This is a genomic window from Flavobacterium sp. LC2016-01, assembly GCF_009711135.1.
GTDB lineage: Bacteria > Bacteroidota > Bacteroidia > Flavobacteriales > Flavobacteriaceae > Flavobacterium.
In genome coordinates, this window is sequence record NZ_WMIC01000009.1 from 1 (window position 1) to 17,219 (window position 17,219).

Consider the following 17,219-nt stretch of genomic DNA (forward strand, 5'->3'; position numbering starts at 1 on the left):
AGTAGTTAAGCCCGCCTGCGCAGATGGTACTGCAGTTATGTGGGAGAGTATGTCGTCGCCTTTCTTTTGAAAACCCTATTCTTTATTGAATAGGGTTTTTTATTCTCACTTTGTTCATTTGTATAAAATGAATAAATGGTACCTTAGCTCAGATGGTAGAGCAATGGACTGAAAATCCATGTGTCCCTGGTTCGATCCCTGGAGGTACCACATAATGCTCGGATGGTGAAATTGGTAGACACGCTGGACTTAAAATCCAGTGAACAGCAATGTTCGTGCGGGTTCAAGTCCCGCTCTGAGTACTAAAACTTCAATTGGCTTCGCTAATTGAAGTTTTTTTTTGCATTAAGGTTTCCTTTAGATTTTTCATATACTTTAATTTAAATGGGTTTATCTAGCGTTTATGTTATCATCTTGAAAATAATGATAAATTTGTTTCCTTAGAAATCAAATTATGAACGAGCTGATTAGGGTTATTAAAAGTTTTCAAAAGTTAGATTCTGAGACTGAAGATGCCATTCGGAGATTTTTTGTTGAAGAAAAATTTGCGAAGAACGAATTTATTATTGAAGAACATAAAATTTGCGATAAAATTTATTTTATCAATTCTGGTGCTGTTCGAAGATTTTGCTTTGAGAATGATGAAGAAGTTACTAAGTGGATTTATACCGATAATCAATTTATAACTTCAATGAGCAGCTTTTTTGAACAAAAACCTTCCTTTGAAATTTTTCAGACTTGTGAGGATACAGTTGTTTATTCGTTATCATATTCTGATGAACTGCTTTTACTGGAATATCCATTATTTTTAAAATTTCATCTAAAACAACTTCGACATTATCTTTCTAAAATAAATGAATTTCATCATTTATTTCGTGTAATGACGGCTGAGAAAAAATATCTATTTCTATTAGAATCGTTTCCTCAAATTATTCAAAAAGCTAAGCTGAAACATATTGCTTCACTAATTGGCGTAAGCCAGGAAACTTTAAGCCGAATTCGCGCTTCAATTATTTGATATTAGGTCAAAAATTAAATTTATCTTTTTTTCAATATTTGCCGTGTTATTAAATGAAGTAATATTGAAAAATACTGTAATAGAAAAAGGTGCAATTATAGGAAAGAATGTCCATTTTGGAAATTTTTCTACAATTGAAAATGATGTAATCATAGGAGATAATTCATGGTTGGGTAATAACGTTACAATTTTAAGCGGTTCGAGAATTGGTAATAACTGTCAAATTCATTCTGGAGCTGTAATTGGCGGTATTCCTCAGGATTTAAAGTTTGACAATGAATATACTTTGCTTGAAATTGGCGATAACAATATTATTCGTGAAAATGTTACTATAAATCGGGGTACTATATCAAAGGGAAGAACCAGTATAGGAAATTCAAATTTGATTATGGCAAACGCTCATATTGGCCATGATTGTATTATTGGCAGCAATTGCATAATTGGATTTAGTGTTGGTATGGCCGGAGAAGTCATCACGGGTGACTGGGTTAATATCAGCGGATTGACTGCTGTCCATCAATTTTCTTCTATTGGCAGTCATTCTATGGTGAGTGGCTTGAGCAGAATTGTTAAAGATATTCCACCTTATATCACTGTCGCGCACGAACCTTTGAGGTATGTTGGGTTAAATAGTATTGGACTCCGTAGAAGGGGTTTTTCTTCCGCAAAAATTGAGGAGATTAAAGCAATTTACAGAATCATTTTTCAGGAAAAAAGAAATACTCATTCAGCTTTGGAATTTATTGAGCAAAATTTTGAGCCTACTTTTGAGCGTAATGAAATTTTGCATTTTATTAGAATGTCAAAACGTGGAATTGTCAAAGGGGTTGAATAAATAATTTAAACAAGACTTCAATAGATTATATTAAAGTCTTGTTTTTTGAATTATAATTTATAATTAAAGTAAAAGGAAAACTATTTCTATTCGTACTTCAAATATTTTAAAATATCCGTTTTTGTTGCTGTATATGCTCTTGACAGTACAATTATTAAGGTCAGTAGTAATAAGGTGACAAAACCTATAATAAAGGGAAATAACGTTATGTCTATTCTAAAAGCAAAATTTTCAAGCCATTTGGTTAGTAAATAATAAACAGGAAATAATGCAATTAAAAATCCGATGATGCAATATAGAATGTATTGTTTTGATAATTCTTTTATTAAAACGCTAGTTTCTGCACCAAGGGTTTTCCTGATTGCGATCTCTTTCATTCGTCTTTGTATTGAATAAGAAGCCAAAGAAAATAATCCGAAAAGGGCAATTAGAATCACAATGACATTTAGCAATGAAAAAAGATTTTTTTGTTTTATGTATGCCTCGTATGTTCTCGCATATTGCTTATCAACAAAATCGTATTTAAAAGGATATTCTTTGTCAACATTTGCTGTCCAGAATTTCTTGATGTTTGCAATTGTATTTTCAATGTTTTGCGATTTTAGTTTTACATAAACGACATTCATATTTTCAGCCATACGCAAGGTTTCTATATGATAAAAAGTCATTGGAGGAACTTTGACTTCAGGGCTTAATAAATTGAAATCTTTTACAACTCCAATAATTTTTAAGTTTTGATTTCTAATTAAAATTTCTTCTCCAATCGGGTTTTTCATGTTCATCAACTTTGCAGCGGTTTCATTTATCATGATTGAATTTATAGTATCAGAAGCAAGTTTTCTATCAAGTCCTCTGCCTTGTGCCATCTTGATTTTTAACATTTCAAGCATGCCAAAATCTATCCCAATATGTTTTGCTTTAAAAAGCACATCGTGATATAAAAGTGGCGCTAACGAATTGTCTGCACCATCAAAAGATACAAGTCCGGTCGAAACGTTTTCAACTCCGTTAATTTTGCCCAACTCTTGTTTTATTGTACCGTATTTATTGAAAATATTTTTATCAATGTTTTCTCCTTCGTAATCTGAAGGCAGAAGATTTAAGTCTATTGCAATCAACTGATTTCCTTTAAAGCCTAGATCTTTATCGTTTAAGTATTTTACTTGCTGATAGACAATACTTGAACCAATAATAAAAAATGTTGCAATAGCAAATTGAAAAATCAGCATTCCGTTTCGCAGCCAAACGCCATTTTTACTTCTTCCGAAATTGCCTTTTAAAACTTTTAAAGTTTCAAAATTCGAAACATAAACTGCGGGAAATATCCCTGCTGCAAAAATAGTAATGACAAAAATTAGAATGAGCTGTAAATAAAATTGGCTTCCAATAATCATTAAATTCTTATTTAAAAAATTATTGTAATAAGGCAAAGTCGATTCTACAATTACTAAAGCCAACAAAATTGAAAACAAACTAATCAAAGTTGTTTCAAAAATAAATTGGAATACAATATTGCTTTTTGATGCGCCAATAATCTTCCGAATTCCGACTTCTTTAGCACGTTTTATTGCATTGGCTGTAGCCAAATTTATATAATTGACGATCGACAAAATGAGAATTAAAATTGACAGTCCTGCCATAATCAGCAAAAACTGATAATTGCCTCGGCCTTCAGGGTAGCCATCTGTGATGGACTGTAATCTTGCTTTTGAAAGAGGTTCCAAGAAAACTGTAAAATGTCCCACTTTTTTTGTCATTTCTTCGGGAGTAAAACCAGCTTGTTTTGCTTCTCTCACAATTACATCATCATAATATGCTTTTTCGAGCATTTTACGAGTTTGTTCTACTTTTGATGGGTCTTTTACTTTTAAAAGTATTTTTAAAGCAAACAAGCTTCGGCTTTGAGCTGGATCAGCAAGGTCTTTCATTCGATTTACTACAACATTTGGAGCAATCGAAGAATTACCAGGAATTTGATACACTGCGCGAACTACAAATAAATTATCAAGACAATTAATTTGCTTGCCAATTGGGTTTTCATTCCCAAAAACGCGCTTTGCAAGATCTTCAGAAATGGCAATACTTGTTCCGTCTTTTATTGCACCGCCAACATTTCCCTGAATAATTTTAAATGGAAATAGCGAAAAGAAATCACTTTCAACATTGATTATTTTATCAACGAATTCTTTCTTTCCCTTATAAATTATTTTACTCTTTTGATACCAGCTATCCGCAAAAACAATGTTTTCGATATTGGCATCTTTTTCTAAATGCGCTTTTAATAAAACGGTATTATTAGTGCCAACAGGCGTATCAGTCAGCTGAACTAAAACCTGATAAACATGGTCTTTTTCAGGATTCCATGCATTGTAGCTTTGTTCGTCGTTCCAATAAAGTAATGCAAAGATTAATCCTGCGATTCCTATTGATAATCCGAGAATATTTAGCGCAGTAAAAAGTTTACTGTTCTTTATTTGATAAAGGAAAATATTAATCCAGTTTTTAAGCATCTTATTCGTATTTTAAATATCGTAAAACATCAACTTTTGTTACTTGGTATGCTTTTGTTAAAACTATAATAAGTGTCAGGATTAATAAAGACACAAAGGCAATTGCGAATGGCAAAATTGTTATATCAATTCGGAAAACGAAATTGGTAAGCCATTTTTGCAATAATAAATAAGCAGGAATAATTCCGATTAGGAAACCAATTACGCAGTAAACGACATATTGCTTAGTGAGTTCTTTTAATAATGCATTTGTTTCTGCACCGAGCGTTTTTCTGATTGCAATTTCTTTTAATCTTCTTTGAATGGAATAAGATGCCAATGCAAACAAGCCAAACAAAGCAATAAGAATTACTACAATATTCAGCAACGAAAACAAATTCTTTTGCTTTACATAAGATTCATATGTTCGGGCGTATTCCTTATCTACAAAATCATATTTAAAGGGATATTCCGTATCCACTTTCGACCATAATTTTTCAATATCATCAATTGTCTTTCCAGAATCATCAAGTTTTAATTTTATAAAAACTTTATTTATGTTATGAGCCATTCCAAAGGTTTTTAAATGATAGAATGAAATGGGTGGCACTTTCAATTCTGGACTTAATAAATTAAAATCCTTAACAATACCAATGATTTTTAATTTTTGATTTCGTATTACTAATTCTGCTCCAATCGGATTTTTTATATTCATCAACTTTAAAGCACTTTCGTTTATAATCACTGAATTGATAGTATCTGAAGCTAGTTTTCTGTCAAAATTTCTTCCTTTTGCAATTTTGATATTCAACATTTCAAACATGCCATAATCTAATGCGATTGTTCTTTCTTTAAAAAGCTCATTTTTATAAAGCACAGGACTAATAAAATTGTCAGAACCATCAAAAGAAATAAGACCTGTCGAAATTTCTTCAACGCCTTTAATTTTACTTAATTGATCTTTTATAACACTGTATTTGCTGTAGATATTTTTTTCTGTATTTTCTCCTTCATATTCTGAAGAGGGAAAGTTTAATGCTACAGAAATTACCTGATTTCCTTTAAAACCAAGATCTTTGTTTTGTAAATATTGAATTTGTTCATAAACAATATAAGATCCGATTATAAAAAAAGCTGCAATTGCAAATTGAAAAATGAGCATCACGTTGCGTAGCCAGATTCCGTTTTTACTTCTTCCAAAATTTCCTTTCAAAACTTTCAAAGTTTCAAAATTGGCTACATAAATCGCAGGAAATAGTCCAGCAGTAAATACGGTAATTATAAAAATTAAAAGCAATTGCCAATAAAATTGATTTCCAAGAAGTATAAGATCTTTATTTAAGAAATTATTGTAATAAGGCAAAGTCATTTCTACGATTACTAATGCCAGTAAAATTGAAAAAGAAGTTGTTAAAATAGTTTCAAAAATAAATTGACAGATAATATTTCTCTTAGAAGCTCCAGTAATTTTGCGTACCCCAACTTCCTTCGCTCGTTTTACTGCATTTGCGGTAGCGAGATTGATGTAATTAATAATTGATAAAATGAGAATCAAAATTGATAAACCCATCATAATTATTAAAAATTGATAATTGCCTCTGCCTTCAGGATAACCATCTGTTATAGAATGTAATCTGGCTTGCGAAAGGGGTTCTATTACGACATTAAAATACCCTACTTTCTTTCCCATGTCCTCAAACGTAAAGCCTTCTTCTTTTGCTAAACGTTTAATAAAATCATAGTTATAGATCCGTTCCAGTTTTTTCCTTGTATTTTCAACTTTTGATGGATCTTTAACTTTGAGCAATAATTTAAAAACAAACGGATTTATTATCGTGGAATTTACAAGTTTATCCATTTTATTAATTATAACATTTGGAGTGATGGATGAGTTTCCCGGAACTCGATAAACTGCGCGAACAGAAAATAGCTGGTCGAAACATTTAATTTGTTTTCCAATTGGGTTTTCGTTGCCGAACACTCTTTTTGCAATATTATCTGAAATTGCAATGCTAGAATCGTCTTTAATCGACGAAATCGCGTCTCCCTTTATGATTTCAAAAGGAAAAAAGGAAAAAAAGTTATGTTGTACATTAATGATTTTATCTACAAATTCCTTCTTCCCTTTGTAAATAATTTTATTTTTTTGATACCAATCATCCCCATACATTATGGTTTCAATATTTGGATCTGCATCTAGGGCTGGTTTTAAAAATAAGGCACAATTTGACCAAGACGTCATATCTTTCAATTGCACTAAAACCTGATAGACATTATCTTTTTGAGGGTTCCAGGAATCATAACTTTTTTCGTCATTCCAGTATAGAAGCGCAAAAATTAAACCTGAAATCCCAATTGATAATCCTAAAACGTTAAGTGCAGTAAATAATTTGTTATTCTTGAGTTGGTAGATAAATATATTGATCCAGTTTTTTAGCATCTTATTCGTATTTTAAATATCGTAAAACTTCGACTTTTGTTACTTGGTATGCTTTTGCCAAAACAATTGTCAGTGTTAGAAATAACAAAGACGCAAAGGCAATTATAAATGGTAAAACCGGAATGTCAATTCGGAACGCAAAATTTTCAAGCCACTTCTGCAGTAAAAGATAGGCCGGAATAATTCCGATTAAAAAACCAATCACACAAAAAATAACATATTGTTTAGATAATTCTTTAAGTAATATATTGGTTTCTGCACCAAGTGTTTTTCGTATCGCGATTTCTCTTAATCTTCTTTCCATTGAAAAAGAAGCAAGAGCAAACAATCCGAAGACAGCAATAAGGATTACGATGATATTCAGTAAGGCGAATAAGTTTCTTTGGTTTTCATATTTTTTAAAGTTTCGGGCGTAATTTTTATCCACAAAATTATATTCGAAAGGATATTCAGAATCTACTTTTTGCGTCCAAAATTTATTAATACCAGCAATAGTTTCGGAGATGTTGTCCGGTTTGACTTTTATGAAGATATGTCTGATGTCATCCTGAACGCCATTAATTTTTGTTACATAAAAGAAAACCATAGGTGAAATTTCGCTTTCAAGTCCGAAATAGTTGAAATTTTTAACCACGCCAACAACCTTCACTTTTTCCTCTCTCCATAAAATAATTTTATTTAAAACGTCTTTTTCTCCAATTAATTTGGCAGCTCGTTCATTTAAAAGCACGGATGAAATGGTGTCTGAAGAAATTGCAGGATTTAATTTTCGTCCTTTCAATACTTTAATGTCCAAAATATCCAGCATATCTAAATCCATTGCCATTTCCTGAATTATAAACGGTTTGTTGTTTTGGTAACTCGCACTTGACCATGAATTTTCCTGAGATCCCATTGCAAATAGTGCAGTCGAAACTGCTTCGACACCTTTTATTTTTGAAGCTTCTTGTTTGATGACTTTATATCTCTCAAATTGGCTTTTTCCTTTTTTAGGTTTATAGGTGATGTCTAAAACTTGTGTTCCTTTAAAACCTAAATCTTTTTCGGCCATAAAATTTACCTGTTTGTAAACGATGAAGGACCCAATGATAAAAAAAGCAGCGATAGCAAATTGTAAAACCAGCATTCCGTTACGAAGCCAAATTCCTTTTTTACTTCGGGAAAAATTTCCTTTCAACACTTTTAATACTTCAAAATTCGAAACATAAATTGCCGGCAAAACTCCTGAAACCAGTATGACGATCAAAGTAATTAGTAATAATTGAATGTAAAACTGTGCGCCCACAAGAACCAAGTCTTTATTTAGAAAAGAATTATAATATGGTAATAAAATTTCAACTAAAACCAAAGCCAGCAAGGCTGAAAAAATCGTGATTAATGCTGTTTCAAAAACAAATTGCATTATAATTTCTCCTTTTGTAGCGCCAGTAATTTTTCTTACTCCAATTTCTTTAGCTCTTTTTATAGCGTTTGCAGTTGCCAGATTGATATAATTTACAATCGAAAGCAGTAAAATCAATAGAGACAAGCCCATTAAAATCTGCAGATATTGCAAATTTCCGTTTGGCTCAGAAAAAGGCTGACTTCCGTTATATAATTTGGCTTTCGGCAATGGCAGTAAACTTGTTTTTACAGGATCGCCATACTTTTTCAAAAATTCATCAATTGTTAGACCTTCCTGTTTTGCTTGCGCTTTAGTGCAATTTTCAAAGAAAAGTTGATCCATGTTTTTTATGATGGCACCCGTCGCATTTGGATTTTTAATTTTCAAAACCAAGCCGTAATGATAACTCCATTCGTCTTTTGTTTTTTTTAGGTCGTCATCGATAACTGTTGTAACAGCTTCGGGCATTACAGATGATTTTTCAGAAAGCTGATATACACCGCGAACAGTAAAAACCTGACCATCGTATCGGACTAATTTACCCATCGGGTTTTCTGTGCCGAAAAGTCGTTCGGCAGTTTCTTCAGATAATGCAATACTGCTTCGATCTTGAATTGCCGTTTTGCCGTTTCCATGAATAAATTTGTACGGAAAGAAAGAAAAGAAATTACTTTGTGCCGTAAAAATCTTATTCAGCACTTCTTTCTTGCCATTATATGAAATCACATCTTTGGCATATTCGGTATAAAAATAACAGTAGCTTTCTAAGTCGGAAGAAACTGCTTTTAGCATCGGTCCGGTTGTAGCCGCATTTGTTGTCCAGATATTATTTCCGCCAATGTCATTTAGAACCGAATAAATCTTATCTTTTTCCGGATTCCATTGGTCATACGAATGTTCGTCATTCCAAAAAAGAATCGCAAAAATCAACGTCGCCATTCCGATTGACAATCCTAAAATATTTAGAATCGAAAACAGTTTGTTGTTTTTGATGTGATAAAAAAATGTGTTGATCCAATTTCGTAGCATCTTATTCGTATTTTAAATAGCGTAAAACATCAACTTTTGTAGCTTGATAAGCGCGCGAAAGAACCACTGCAAGCGTTAGCAATAATAAAGCTGTGAAGCCAATCAGAAAAGGAGAAATAGAAATAGAAACTCTATAAGCAAAATTCTCTAACCATTTATTTAATAAATAATAAGCTGGAAACGAAGCAATCAAAAATCCGATTATACTGAAAAGAACATATTGCTTGCAAAGATCCTTCAATAAAATAGTGGTTTCGGCTCCAAGTGTTTTTCGAATAGCGATTTCTTTCATACGTCTTTCTATCGAGAATGAAGCCAGAGCAAATAAACCAATAAGAGCAATTATGATAACAATCACATTTAGTAGTGAAAAAAGATTTTTTTGTCGCACATAACCGCTATACGATCTTTTGTATTCTTTATCTACAAAATCATATAAAAAAGGATATTCTGAGTCTACTTTCTTTGACCATAAATTTTCTATATCAGCAATAGTTTGCTGCATTGTTTTAGGATCTGCAGTTACATAAATATTGTTCAATAGACTATTAAACCATGCTACACTCTTAAAATGAAAAAAAGTCATTGGAGGAATAGCTTCACCTGGATTTCCTAAATTGAAATCTTTTACCACTCCTACAATAATAGCTTCTTTACCATCCCAGTTTATTTTTTTTCCTATAGGATCTTTTTCGTTTAATAGTTTTAAAGCGGTTTCATTAATCAGCATTGAACTGATTGTATCTTGAGAATATTGCGGATTAAAATAGCGCCCTTTGACTATTTTTATTTTCATCATTTCAAGGAGTCCAAAATCTACCGGAATATTGTTTCCGTCAATATTAATATCTTTATAATGATAAGAAATTACAGATTTTGCGCCACTTCCCATAACAAAGCCACCGCCAGCAACTTGCTTAACTCCTTTTATGTGTAGCAATTGATTTTTGATGTTGTTGTATTTGGCAAATTGAATTTTACCATCAATTTTTTCACCATAGATATTTCGATAAGAGATATTCAGAACCTGATTTCCGTTAAAACCTAAATCCTTAGAATTCATAAAATCAATTTGCTGATAAACAATATAAGACCCAATAATAAAGAACGCAGCAACAGCAAATTGAAATATCAGCATCCCATTGCGAAGCCAAACGCCATTTTTACTTCGAATAAAATTTCCTCTTAATACCTTTAAAACTTCAAAATTTGAAACGTAAATTGCCGGAAATATTCCTGCTGTAATTACAGTCCCAATAAAAATAACAACTAACTGCAAATAAAATTGTCCACTTTGCAGTACGAGATTTTTTTCTAAAAAAGCATTATAATAAGGAATTGAAAGCTCAACAATAACAAGAGAGATTAAAATAGAAAACAATAAAATAAGAGCCGTTTCAAAAATAAATTGCTGTATTATATTCGCTTTCGAAGCGCCAATAACTTTTCGAACACCAATTTCCTTCGCTCTTTTTACCGCGTTTGCTGTAGCAGAATTAACATAATTGACAATAGATAATATCAAGATTAAGATCGATAAACCAACAAAAATTAATAATAGCTGATAATTTCCGTTATTTTCTATAAGACCGCCAGTTTTGGTATGCAAACGAATAGAAGACAAAGCTTCTAAATGAGGTTTTACTTCTCCAAATTTTTTAATAAACTCTTCTGGATTCATACCCTGAGATTTAGCCCGAGGCACTGTCATGTTATCATAATAAATTTTTGACAGACTCTTTTCGACTAATGTTGCATCAGTTGGATTTTTTAGTTTTAATAAAAGTATGAATTGAAAATTTCCCCAATTCTGAATACTATTTTTCACTCGTAAATCCATAAAATTGACGACGCAAGAAGGATTAAAAATCGATTTTTTATCCAGTTTATAAACACCTCTAACAACCAAAGTCTGATTCTGCAAAACTATTTTTTTTCCAAATGCGCTTTCGTTTCCAAAGATTTGCATTGCCAAATCTTCAGATAGACAAATGCTATTGCCATCTGGTAAACCGGTTTTTGCGTTTCCTTCGATAAACTGATAAGGGAAATAATCAAAAAAGTTTTTTTGTGCTACAACAACTTTTTCAGACTGTATTTTTTTACCATTATAACGAATGATTTCATTATCATAATTTCCTTTTACATAACAATACGATTCCACTTCTGGTCTAATGTTTTTAATTGTAGAGCCAATTGGTGCAGAACTTGAAGCCCAATATGTAGTAGGATCCATTTGATTGGCAACTAAAAAAACATTATCCTTATTAGGATTCCATTGGTCATAACTTTGTTCATCATTCCAGTAAAGAATGGCAAAAACCAACCCGGCAATTCCTATACTCAAACCCAGAACATTCAAAGCTGTAAAAAGCTTGTTGTTCTTTACCTGAAAAATAAAAATACTAATCCAATTTTTCAGCATGATTCTAATTGTTAGAAGTTACCAAAACATCCACATTTCTATGATTTAATTTTTCAGAAAGAATAACACCGTCTTTCATTAAAATTGTTTTCTGCGAAAAGGAAGCATCATAATCGGAGTGTGTAACCATCAAGATTGTTGAACCGCTGGCATGAAGATCTGTCAATAATTCCATAACCTCATTTCCGTTTTTACTGTCCAAGTTTCCTGTTGGCTCATCGGCCAAAATAATTTTCGGATTATTGATTAAAGCTCTCGCAACGGCTACACGTTGTTGCTGTCCGCCCGAAAGCTGTTGTGGAAAATGTTTCAATCGATGTGAAATTCCTAATATTTTTGCAATCTCATTTACCCTCGCTTTTCTTTCACCAGCAGGAACATTATTGTAAATCAAAGGCAATTCGATATTGTCATAAACCGATAATTCATCAATTAAATTAAAGTTTTGAAAAATGAATCCGATATTTTCTTTTCGCGCTTTTGATTTCAATTTCTCTTTTAAGCCAACCATTTCCTGATCTAATAATTGATAACTTCCGTCTGAAGCACTGTCCAAAAGTCCCACAATATTTAACAAAGTAGATTTTCCGCTTCCAGACGGTCCCATGATCGAAATAAAATCGCCTTGATTGATTGTTAATGAAATTTCGCTTAATGCTTTGGTTTCTAATTCCTCAGTTCTAAATACTTTTGAAAGCTTTTTGATTGTGATCATAATTGATGTTTTTAGTTTTGATTGATTTTCTTTTTAAAATTTTTCCCTTTGGAAGTAAAAGAAACACATCGGAAAATTAAGATAATTAACAATGCGATTTTTTGTTATTTTTACTTTCGAAAGAGCTTAATAATTAATGATTTATCAGTACAAAAGTGATTTTCATGCCAAAGATTTAAACTTTGTAATTGCTTTATTTTTAATGCTTTATTTTCCGAAAAAATAAGATACTGTCCATAATTGGACACCTTTCGTCCAAAACTGAACAAACATGAAAAAAACAAACGCTTCGATTTTAATCATCGACGATCAAGAAGACATTCTTTTTGCGTCGAAAGTGTACCTGAAAAAATATTTTGAGACGATTTACACTTTAAATAATCCCAAAAACATTGTCGAATTATTATCGAAAAACACCATTGATGTCGTTTTGCTTGACATGAATTACAGAATTGGTTTTGAAGATGGAAGGGAAGGTTTGTATTTATTGAAAGAAATAAAAACGCTTTCACCAAAAACGGTTGTGATTTTAATGACCGCTTTTGGTAAAGTTGAAACTGCTGTTGAAGGTTTAAAATCGGGTGCTTTTGATTATATCCTGAAACCTTGGGAGAATACTAAATTGCTGGAATCGGTAAAACAAGCGGTCGAGAAAGCAAGGAAAGAACAGCGAAAAGTTAAAGACGTTGAAATTAAAAACGATTTTTTTGTTGGAAACTCTGAGATTATAAAAAAAGCCTATTCGCTCGCTGACAAAGTAGCAAAAACCGATGCTAATGTTTTGATTCTCGGTGAAAACGGTACAGGAAAATTTGTTTTGGCGCATCATATTTATATGCAGTCTGAAAGAAAAAATCAGCCTTTTGTTAATGTTGATTTAGGATCTTTAAATTCCAATATTTTCGAAAGCGAATTATTTGGTTATGCCAAAGGTGCTTTTACAGATGCAAAAATCGATACGCCGGGACGTTTTGAAATGGCGCAAAACGGAACTATTTTTCTTGATGAAATTGGGAATGTACCGCTTCATTTACAGTCAAAATTGCTTCAGGTTATTCAAACCAAAACGGTAACAAGATTGGGCGAAACAAAACCAAGACCTTTAAATGTTCGAATAATTACAGCAACCAATTTGAATTTAAAACTCGAAGTTGCCGATAAAAATTTTCGTGAAGATTTGTATTACCGAATCAATACGATGGAAATTGTGCTCCCTCCATTACGAGAACGAAACGAAGATAAAATTCCGCTTGCCGAATATCTTTTAGAAAAAATGACCGAAAAATATGGAAGAAGTCCAATTTCTTTTGATAAAAAAGTATTGGAACAAATCGAGAAACACGCTTGGAATGGAAACATTCGCGAAATGGAAAACAAGATTGAGCGCGCCGTTATTCTTTGTGAAAATAACAAAATCACAGTTTCAGATTTGGATTTGGAGCAAATCACAGAATATGAAAATCCAGATGATATTCAGCTTTCTTCGGTAGAAAAAGCCACAGTCGAAAAAGCTTTGTTGAAACACAACAACAATATCAGTAAAACCGCCGAAGAGCTTGGTTTGTCCAGAGGTTCTTTGTACCGACGTTTGGAAAAATATAATATCAGCACCAACTAATATGCTAAAGTCCTTAAAAACCTATCAGCTGCTTTTTGTGCGATTAATTTTGATTTTGGCCGGAATAGAATTTTCTATTTATCTGCATAAAATCAAATTTGTTTTTGCGCCTATTTTTGGCTTTTTGATCGTTTTTTTCATGATTGTCGAATTGTATTTCTATGTCAAAAATATCATTCTGCTTTACGATAAAACCATTTCTTCGATCATTCAAAACGATTTTACTTCTGATTTTTCCAAACATAAATCAGAGAAAAATGATTTGTTTCAGTTGTATGATATTTTAAAAAATAAACGAAACGAACAGATTTCGAAAGATATTATTTATACTTCGATTTTAAATAATATCGAAACCGGAATTGTCATTTTGCAAAAGCAGGAAAATGACTGGAATATTTTTTTAATGAACGATTATTTTTCGAGTCATTTTAATGTGCCGAAATTTTCGAAGTGGAAATACCTGAAAAATCAATTGCCTGCATTATGTGAAATTATTGATAAAGATGATTTTCAGGAAATAAAAACGGCAATCGATATCAGCATAAACGAACAAAATTCGCAGACATTTGTTTTGCAGGCATCCCGAACGGAGATTTTTGAACGCGATTATTATATTGTTTTGCTTGATTCGATTCAGAATGTTGTGGAGAAAAAAGAAAAAGATGCTTGGATCAATTTGATGAAAGTGATTTCGCATGAACTTTTAAATTCAATAACGCCAATTCGTTCTATTTGCCAAAACTTGCAGGATTTGGTAGAACAGGATTCTTTGTCAACCGAAGATTTGGAAGACATCAAAAACAGTGTCGAAACGATGCTCAGACGAAGCGATCATTTACAGAAATTCGTTGAAGGTTATCGAAAACTGGCCATGCTTCCTTCTCCAAAAAAACAAAAAACAGAACTGCAGGATTTAGTCCAGAATTGCCTTCAAATTATGGAACCTTTATTTAAAAGGGAAAATATCGAAATCGTAAATACCATTTCTTTTAATTATTTGATAAATGCCGATTCACAGCAAATCGAACAGGTTTTGATTAATCTGTTGACGAATGCCATAAATGCGTTGAAAAATACTGCTCAAAAACAGATTTCTATTTCGGCGGAAGCCAAAGAAAATAGAACGTTTATTAAAATTACCGACAACGGAAACGGAATTGAAAAAGAGATTGAAAGCAAAATTTTCCTTCCGTTTTTCACCACCAGAAATGAAGGCGCAGGAATTGGTCTGACTTTGTCTAAAAATATTATCGAAGCGCACGGCGGTTACATCAATTACAGAAATGAAAATGGAAAAACGGCTTTTGAGATTTGTTTGATTGAAGATTGATTCAGTTCTGCTGAAATAAATTTATATTAGCAAAAACTATCTATTTTAATTTATGATTTTAGCCTTCGATACCTATTATTACGATAATAAAGCCAAAACAGTCTGCATTGAATTTACAGAATGGAATCAGGAAAAAGATTTTAAAGTTCACACCGAAATTATTGATAATGTAGAAGAATATGTTCCTGGAGCGTTTTATAAAAGAGAATTGCCTTGTATTCTCAGTCTATTAAATAATATTGATTTAAAGTTAGTTGATGTAATTATTGTCGATGGTTTTGTATATTTAGATGACGATAAAAAATACGGTTTAGGCGGGCATTTATATGAAAAACTGAACAAAGAAATTCCGATTATTGGTGTTGCCAAAACGAATTTTGCAAGTATTGAAAAAGACAAAAAGGCACTTTTAAGAGGCGATAGCATAAAGCCTTTATACATAACTTCTATCGGAATTGATTTGGATGAAGCGTATCAAAAAGTGGAAAGCATGGCCGGTGAATTTCGAATGCCGACTTTGTTGAAAGAAATGGACAGATTAACAAAAGAACTTTGAAATATTTATGGATAAAACGCTTTGGTCAGAAATTGAAAAATTCGATTTAGATAATCCGGGTGAAGAATATGGATTTTCGACCAGATTGGCATTTGAAAACAGCTGGACAATCTATTTTACAAAAATTGCCATTCTCGAATACAAAAAATTCATGTATCTGGCCGCAACTTCTAATGAAATGGTTTCCCCTTCAGAAATTGTTGATATTGTTTGGCATCAGCATTTAATCTTTACTAAGTCGTACTCAGATCTTTGCGCCATTTTATCCAAAAAAATAGAGCATATTCCTTCAACCCATAACAAAGCCGAATTTGAAAAATTTAAAAGAGCAAAAGAGGCGACTAAAAAATTATACGAGTTAAATTTTGGAGAACAGCCAAAAGAAATTTGGGATTACGATAATCCGCTCAGTTCACTAAAATTAGATATCTCCAATTTGGATTTGTCGATGTTGAAAATAATTTTTTTGGGATGCTTGATACTTCTAATATTTCCGATTTCGTTATTACTTAAACCTATTTTAGTCCAAATTGGAAATCCAGATTTTGTTTGGTATTATATTTTCTTATTTGCTGTTGCAACCATTTTATTGATGCAATATGTGAAGAAATATGCCGAGAAATTAATTCAGAATTTAAAAACCACGTTACTCATTAAAAATCTCACTCCTTTTGAATTGGTTTTTTTTCGAAAGAATCGACTCGATTTTGTAATTCACGGGGTTGTAAATAATTTAGTTGAAAACAAAAAAGTAGAAGTTTTGGGCAAGTATTTAAAACTGACCAATGAAACTTTAACCGATAATCAGTATGAAAATTGTGTTATTGAAATTATGAAAGAATATGATTTGATGCCATATTGGCAATTAAATCAAGCAATAAAAAGCAAACCAATATTTGACCAGCTGAAAAAATCGGTTGAAAAAATCAGAGAAGAGATTATTAATTCGAAACAATTTTTATGGATTATAAAAGTCGCATTGTTTGTTTTTGGATTTCTCCTGAGTATTGGTTTCAGCAGAATAATAACCGGAATTTCGAGAGGGAAATCGGTAGGAAACATTATTGGAGTGATGATTTTGTTACTATTGATTTCGATTTATTGTTTCAAAAAAATAACAAATTATTTGTTTGAAAAAGCAGTTCATTTCAGTTTTAAAAACGAAAAAGATACTAATAGACCAGAACAAGATTGGCAATGGAATTATTTTCTGTACGGTGGACTTTCGTATTCTTTTATTCCGTTAACAACACATTTAAATCGAAATTTCAGTTCTTCGGGCACTGGTTCCTCATGCGGAACTTCGTGTGGGAGTTCTTGCAGCAGTTCCTGCGGAAGCTCTTGTGGCAGTTCGTGTGGTGGCTGTGGCGGAGATTAAAC

General features: G+C 32.1%; 11 protein-coding genes and 2 tRNA genes. 8 read left to right on the top strand and 5 right to left on the bottom strand.

Translation table 11 applies throughout. From position 1 onward, the window contains the following. The first annotated feature begins 137 nt into the window (after positions 1–137). The 4 genes from GKZ88_RS17480 (at position 138) to lpxA (ending at position 1,853) form a co-directional block, all read left to right on the top strand. A tRNA-Phe gene (locus GKZ88_RS17480) sits at positions 138–210 on the top strand. Between the two features lie 6 nt (positions 211–216). Continuing rightward, positions 217–302, top strand: a tRNA-Leu gene (locus GKZ88_RS17485). Between the two features lie 152 nt (positions 303–454). Next, positions 455–1,018: a cyclic nucleotide-binding domain-containing protein gene (locus tag GKZ88_RS17490; protein WP_155103631.1), complete on the top strand. Its 564-nt coding sequence runs from the start codon at positions 455–457 to the stop codon at positions 1,016–1,018. Between the two features lie 64 nt (positions 1,019–1,082). Next, the gene (gene lpxA / locus GKZ88_RS17495; RefSeq protein ID WP_155103632.1) at positions 1,083–1,853 is read left to right on the top strand and encodes an acyl-ACP--UDP-N-acetylglucosamine O-acyltransferase; all 771 of its coding nucleotides are present in this window, start codon (positions 1,083–1,085) and stop codon (positions 1,851–1,853) included. A gap of 86 nt (positions 1,854–1,939) precedes the next feature. Here lpxA and GKZ88_RS17500 read toward each other — a convergent pair whose 3' ends face one another. The 5 genes from GKZ88_RS17500 to GKZ88_RS17520 are packed head-to-tail and all read right to left on the bottom strand — an operon-like array spanning position 1,940 to position 12,335. After that, complete coding sequence (locus GKZ88_RS17500) at positions 1,940–4,363, bottom strand: ABC transporter permease (protein WP_155103633.1); 2,424 nt, start codon at positions 4,361–4,363, stop codon at positions 1,940–1,942. Between the two features lies 1 nt (position 4,364). Next, positions 4,365–6,782, bottom strand: coding sequence for an ABC transporter permease (locus tag GKZ88_RS17505; RefSeq protein ID WP_155103634.1), 2,418 nt, complete (start codon positions 6,780–6,782; stop codon positions 4,365–4,367). A gap of 1 nt (position 6,783) precedes the next feature. Then, complete coding sequence (locus GKZ88_RS17510) at positions 6,784–9,195, bottom strand: ABC transporter permease (RefSeq protein ID WP_155103635.1); 2,412 nt, start codon at positions 9,193–9,195, stop codon at positions 6,784–6,786. Position 9,196: 1 nt separating this feature from the next. After that, complete coding sequence (locus GKZ88_RS17515; RefSeq protein ID WP_155103636.1) at positions 9,197–11,620, bottom strand: ABC transporter permease; 2,424 nt, start codon at positions 11,618–11,620, stop codon at positions 9,197–9,199. Positions 11,621–11,624: 4 nt separating this feature from the next. Next, a complete protein-coding gene (locus GKZ88_RS17520; RefSeq protein WP_155103637.1) occupies positions 11,625–12,335 on the bottom strand; it encodes an ABC transporter ATP-binding protein in 711 nt (236 codons plus the stop codon). A gap of 271 nt (positions 12,336–12,606) precedes the next feature. On the opposite strand from GKZ88_RS17520, the gene GKZ88_RS17525 reads away from it, so the two are divergent. The 4 genes from GKZ88_RS17525 to GKZ88_RS17540 are packed head-to-tail and all read left to right on the top strand — an operon-like array spanning position 12,607 to position 17,217. Next, positions 12,607–13,953, top strand: coding sequence for a sigma-54 dependent transcriptional regulator (locus GKZ88_RS17525; protein ID WP_155103638.1), 1,347 nt, complete (start codon positions 12,607–12,609; stop codon positions 13,951–13,953). Position 13,954: 1 nt separating this feature from the next. Further along, a complete protein-coding gene (locus tag GKZ88_RS17530; RefSeq protein ID WP_155103639.1) occupies positions 13,955–15,283 on the top strand; it encodes an ATP-binding protein in 1,329 nt (442 codons plus the stop codon). A gap of 52 nt (positions 15,284–15,335) precedes the next feature. Further along, positions 15,336–15,839 (top strand): endonuclease V, encoded by a 504-nt coding sequence (locus GKZ88_RS17535; protein WP_155103640.1) that lies wholly within the window; start codon positions 15,336–15,338, stop codon positions 15,837–15,839. Between the two features lie 7 nt (positions 15,840–15,846). Next, a complete protein-coding gene (locus GKZ88_RS17540) occupies positions 15,847–17,217 on the top strand; it encodes a hypothetical protein (RefSeq protein ID WP_155103641.1) in 1,371 nt (456 codons plus the stop codon). Positions 17,218–17,219 lie beyond the last annotated feature (2 nt).

Coding starts and splice junctions, on each gene's coding strand:
- GKZ88_RS17535 (WP_155103640.1), top strand. CDS start 15,336: ATGATTTTAGCCTTCGATACCTATTATTACGATAATAAAGCCAAAACA.
- GKZ88_RS17515 (WP_155103636.1), bottom strand. CDS start 11,620: ATGCTGAAAAATTGGATTAGTATTTTTATTTTTCAGGTAAAGAACAAC.
- GKZ88_RS17540 (WP_155103641.1), top strand. CDS start 15,847: ATGGATAAAACGCTTTGGTCAGAAATTGAAAAATTCGATTTAGATAAT.
- GKZ88_RS17500 (WP_155103633.1), bottom strand. CDS start 4,363: ATGCTTAAAAACTGGATTAATATTTTCCTTTATCAAATAAAGAACAGT.
- GKZ88_RS17530 (WP_155103639.1), top strand. CDS start 13,955: ATGCTAAAGTCCTTAAAAACCTATCAGCTGCTTTTTGTGCGATTAATT.
- GKZ88_RS17490 (WP_155103631.1), top strand. CDS start 455: ATGAACGAGCTGATTAGGGTTATTAAAAGTTTTCAAAAGTTAGATTCT.
- GKZ88_RS17525 (WP_155103638.1), top strand. CDS start 12,607: ATGAAAAAAACAAACGCTTCGATTTTAATCATCGACGATCAAGAAGAC.
- GKZ88_RS17510 (WP_155103635.1), bottom strand. CDS start 9,195: ATGCTACGAAATTGGATCAACACATTTTTTTATCACATCAAAAACAAC.
- GKZ88_RS17505 (WP_155103634.1), bottom strand. CDS start 6,782: ATGCTAAAAAACTGGATCAATATATTTATCTACCAACTCAAGAATAAC.
- GKZ88_RS17520 (WP_155103637.1), bottom strand. CDS start 12,335: ATGATCACAATCAAAAAGCTTTCAAAAGTATTTAGAACTGAGGAATTA.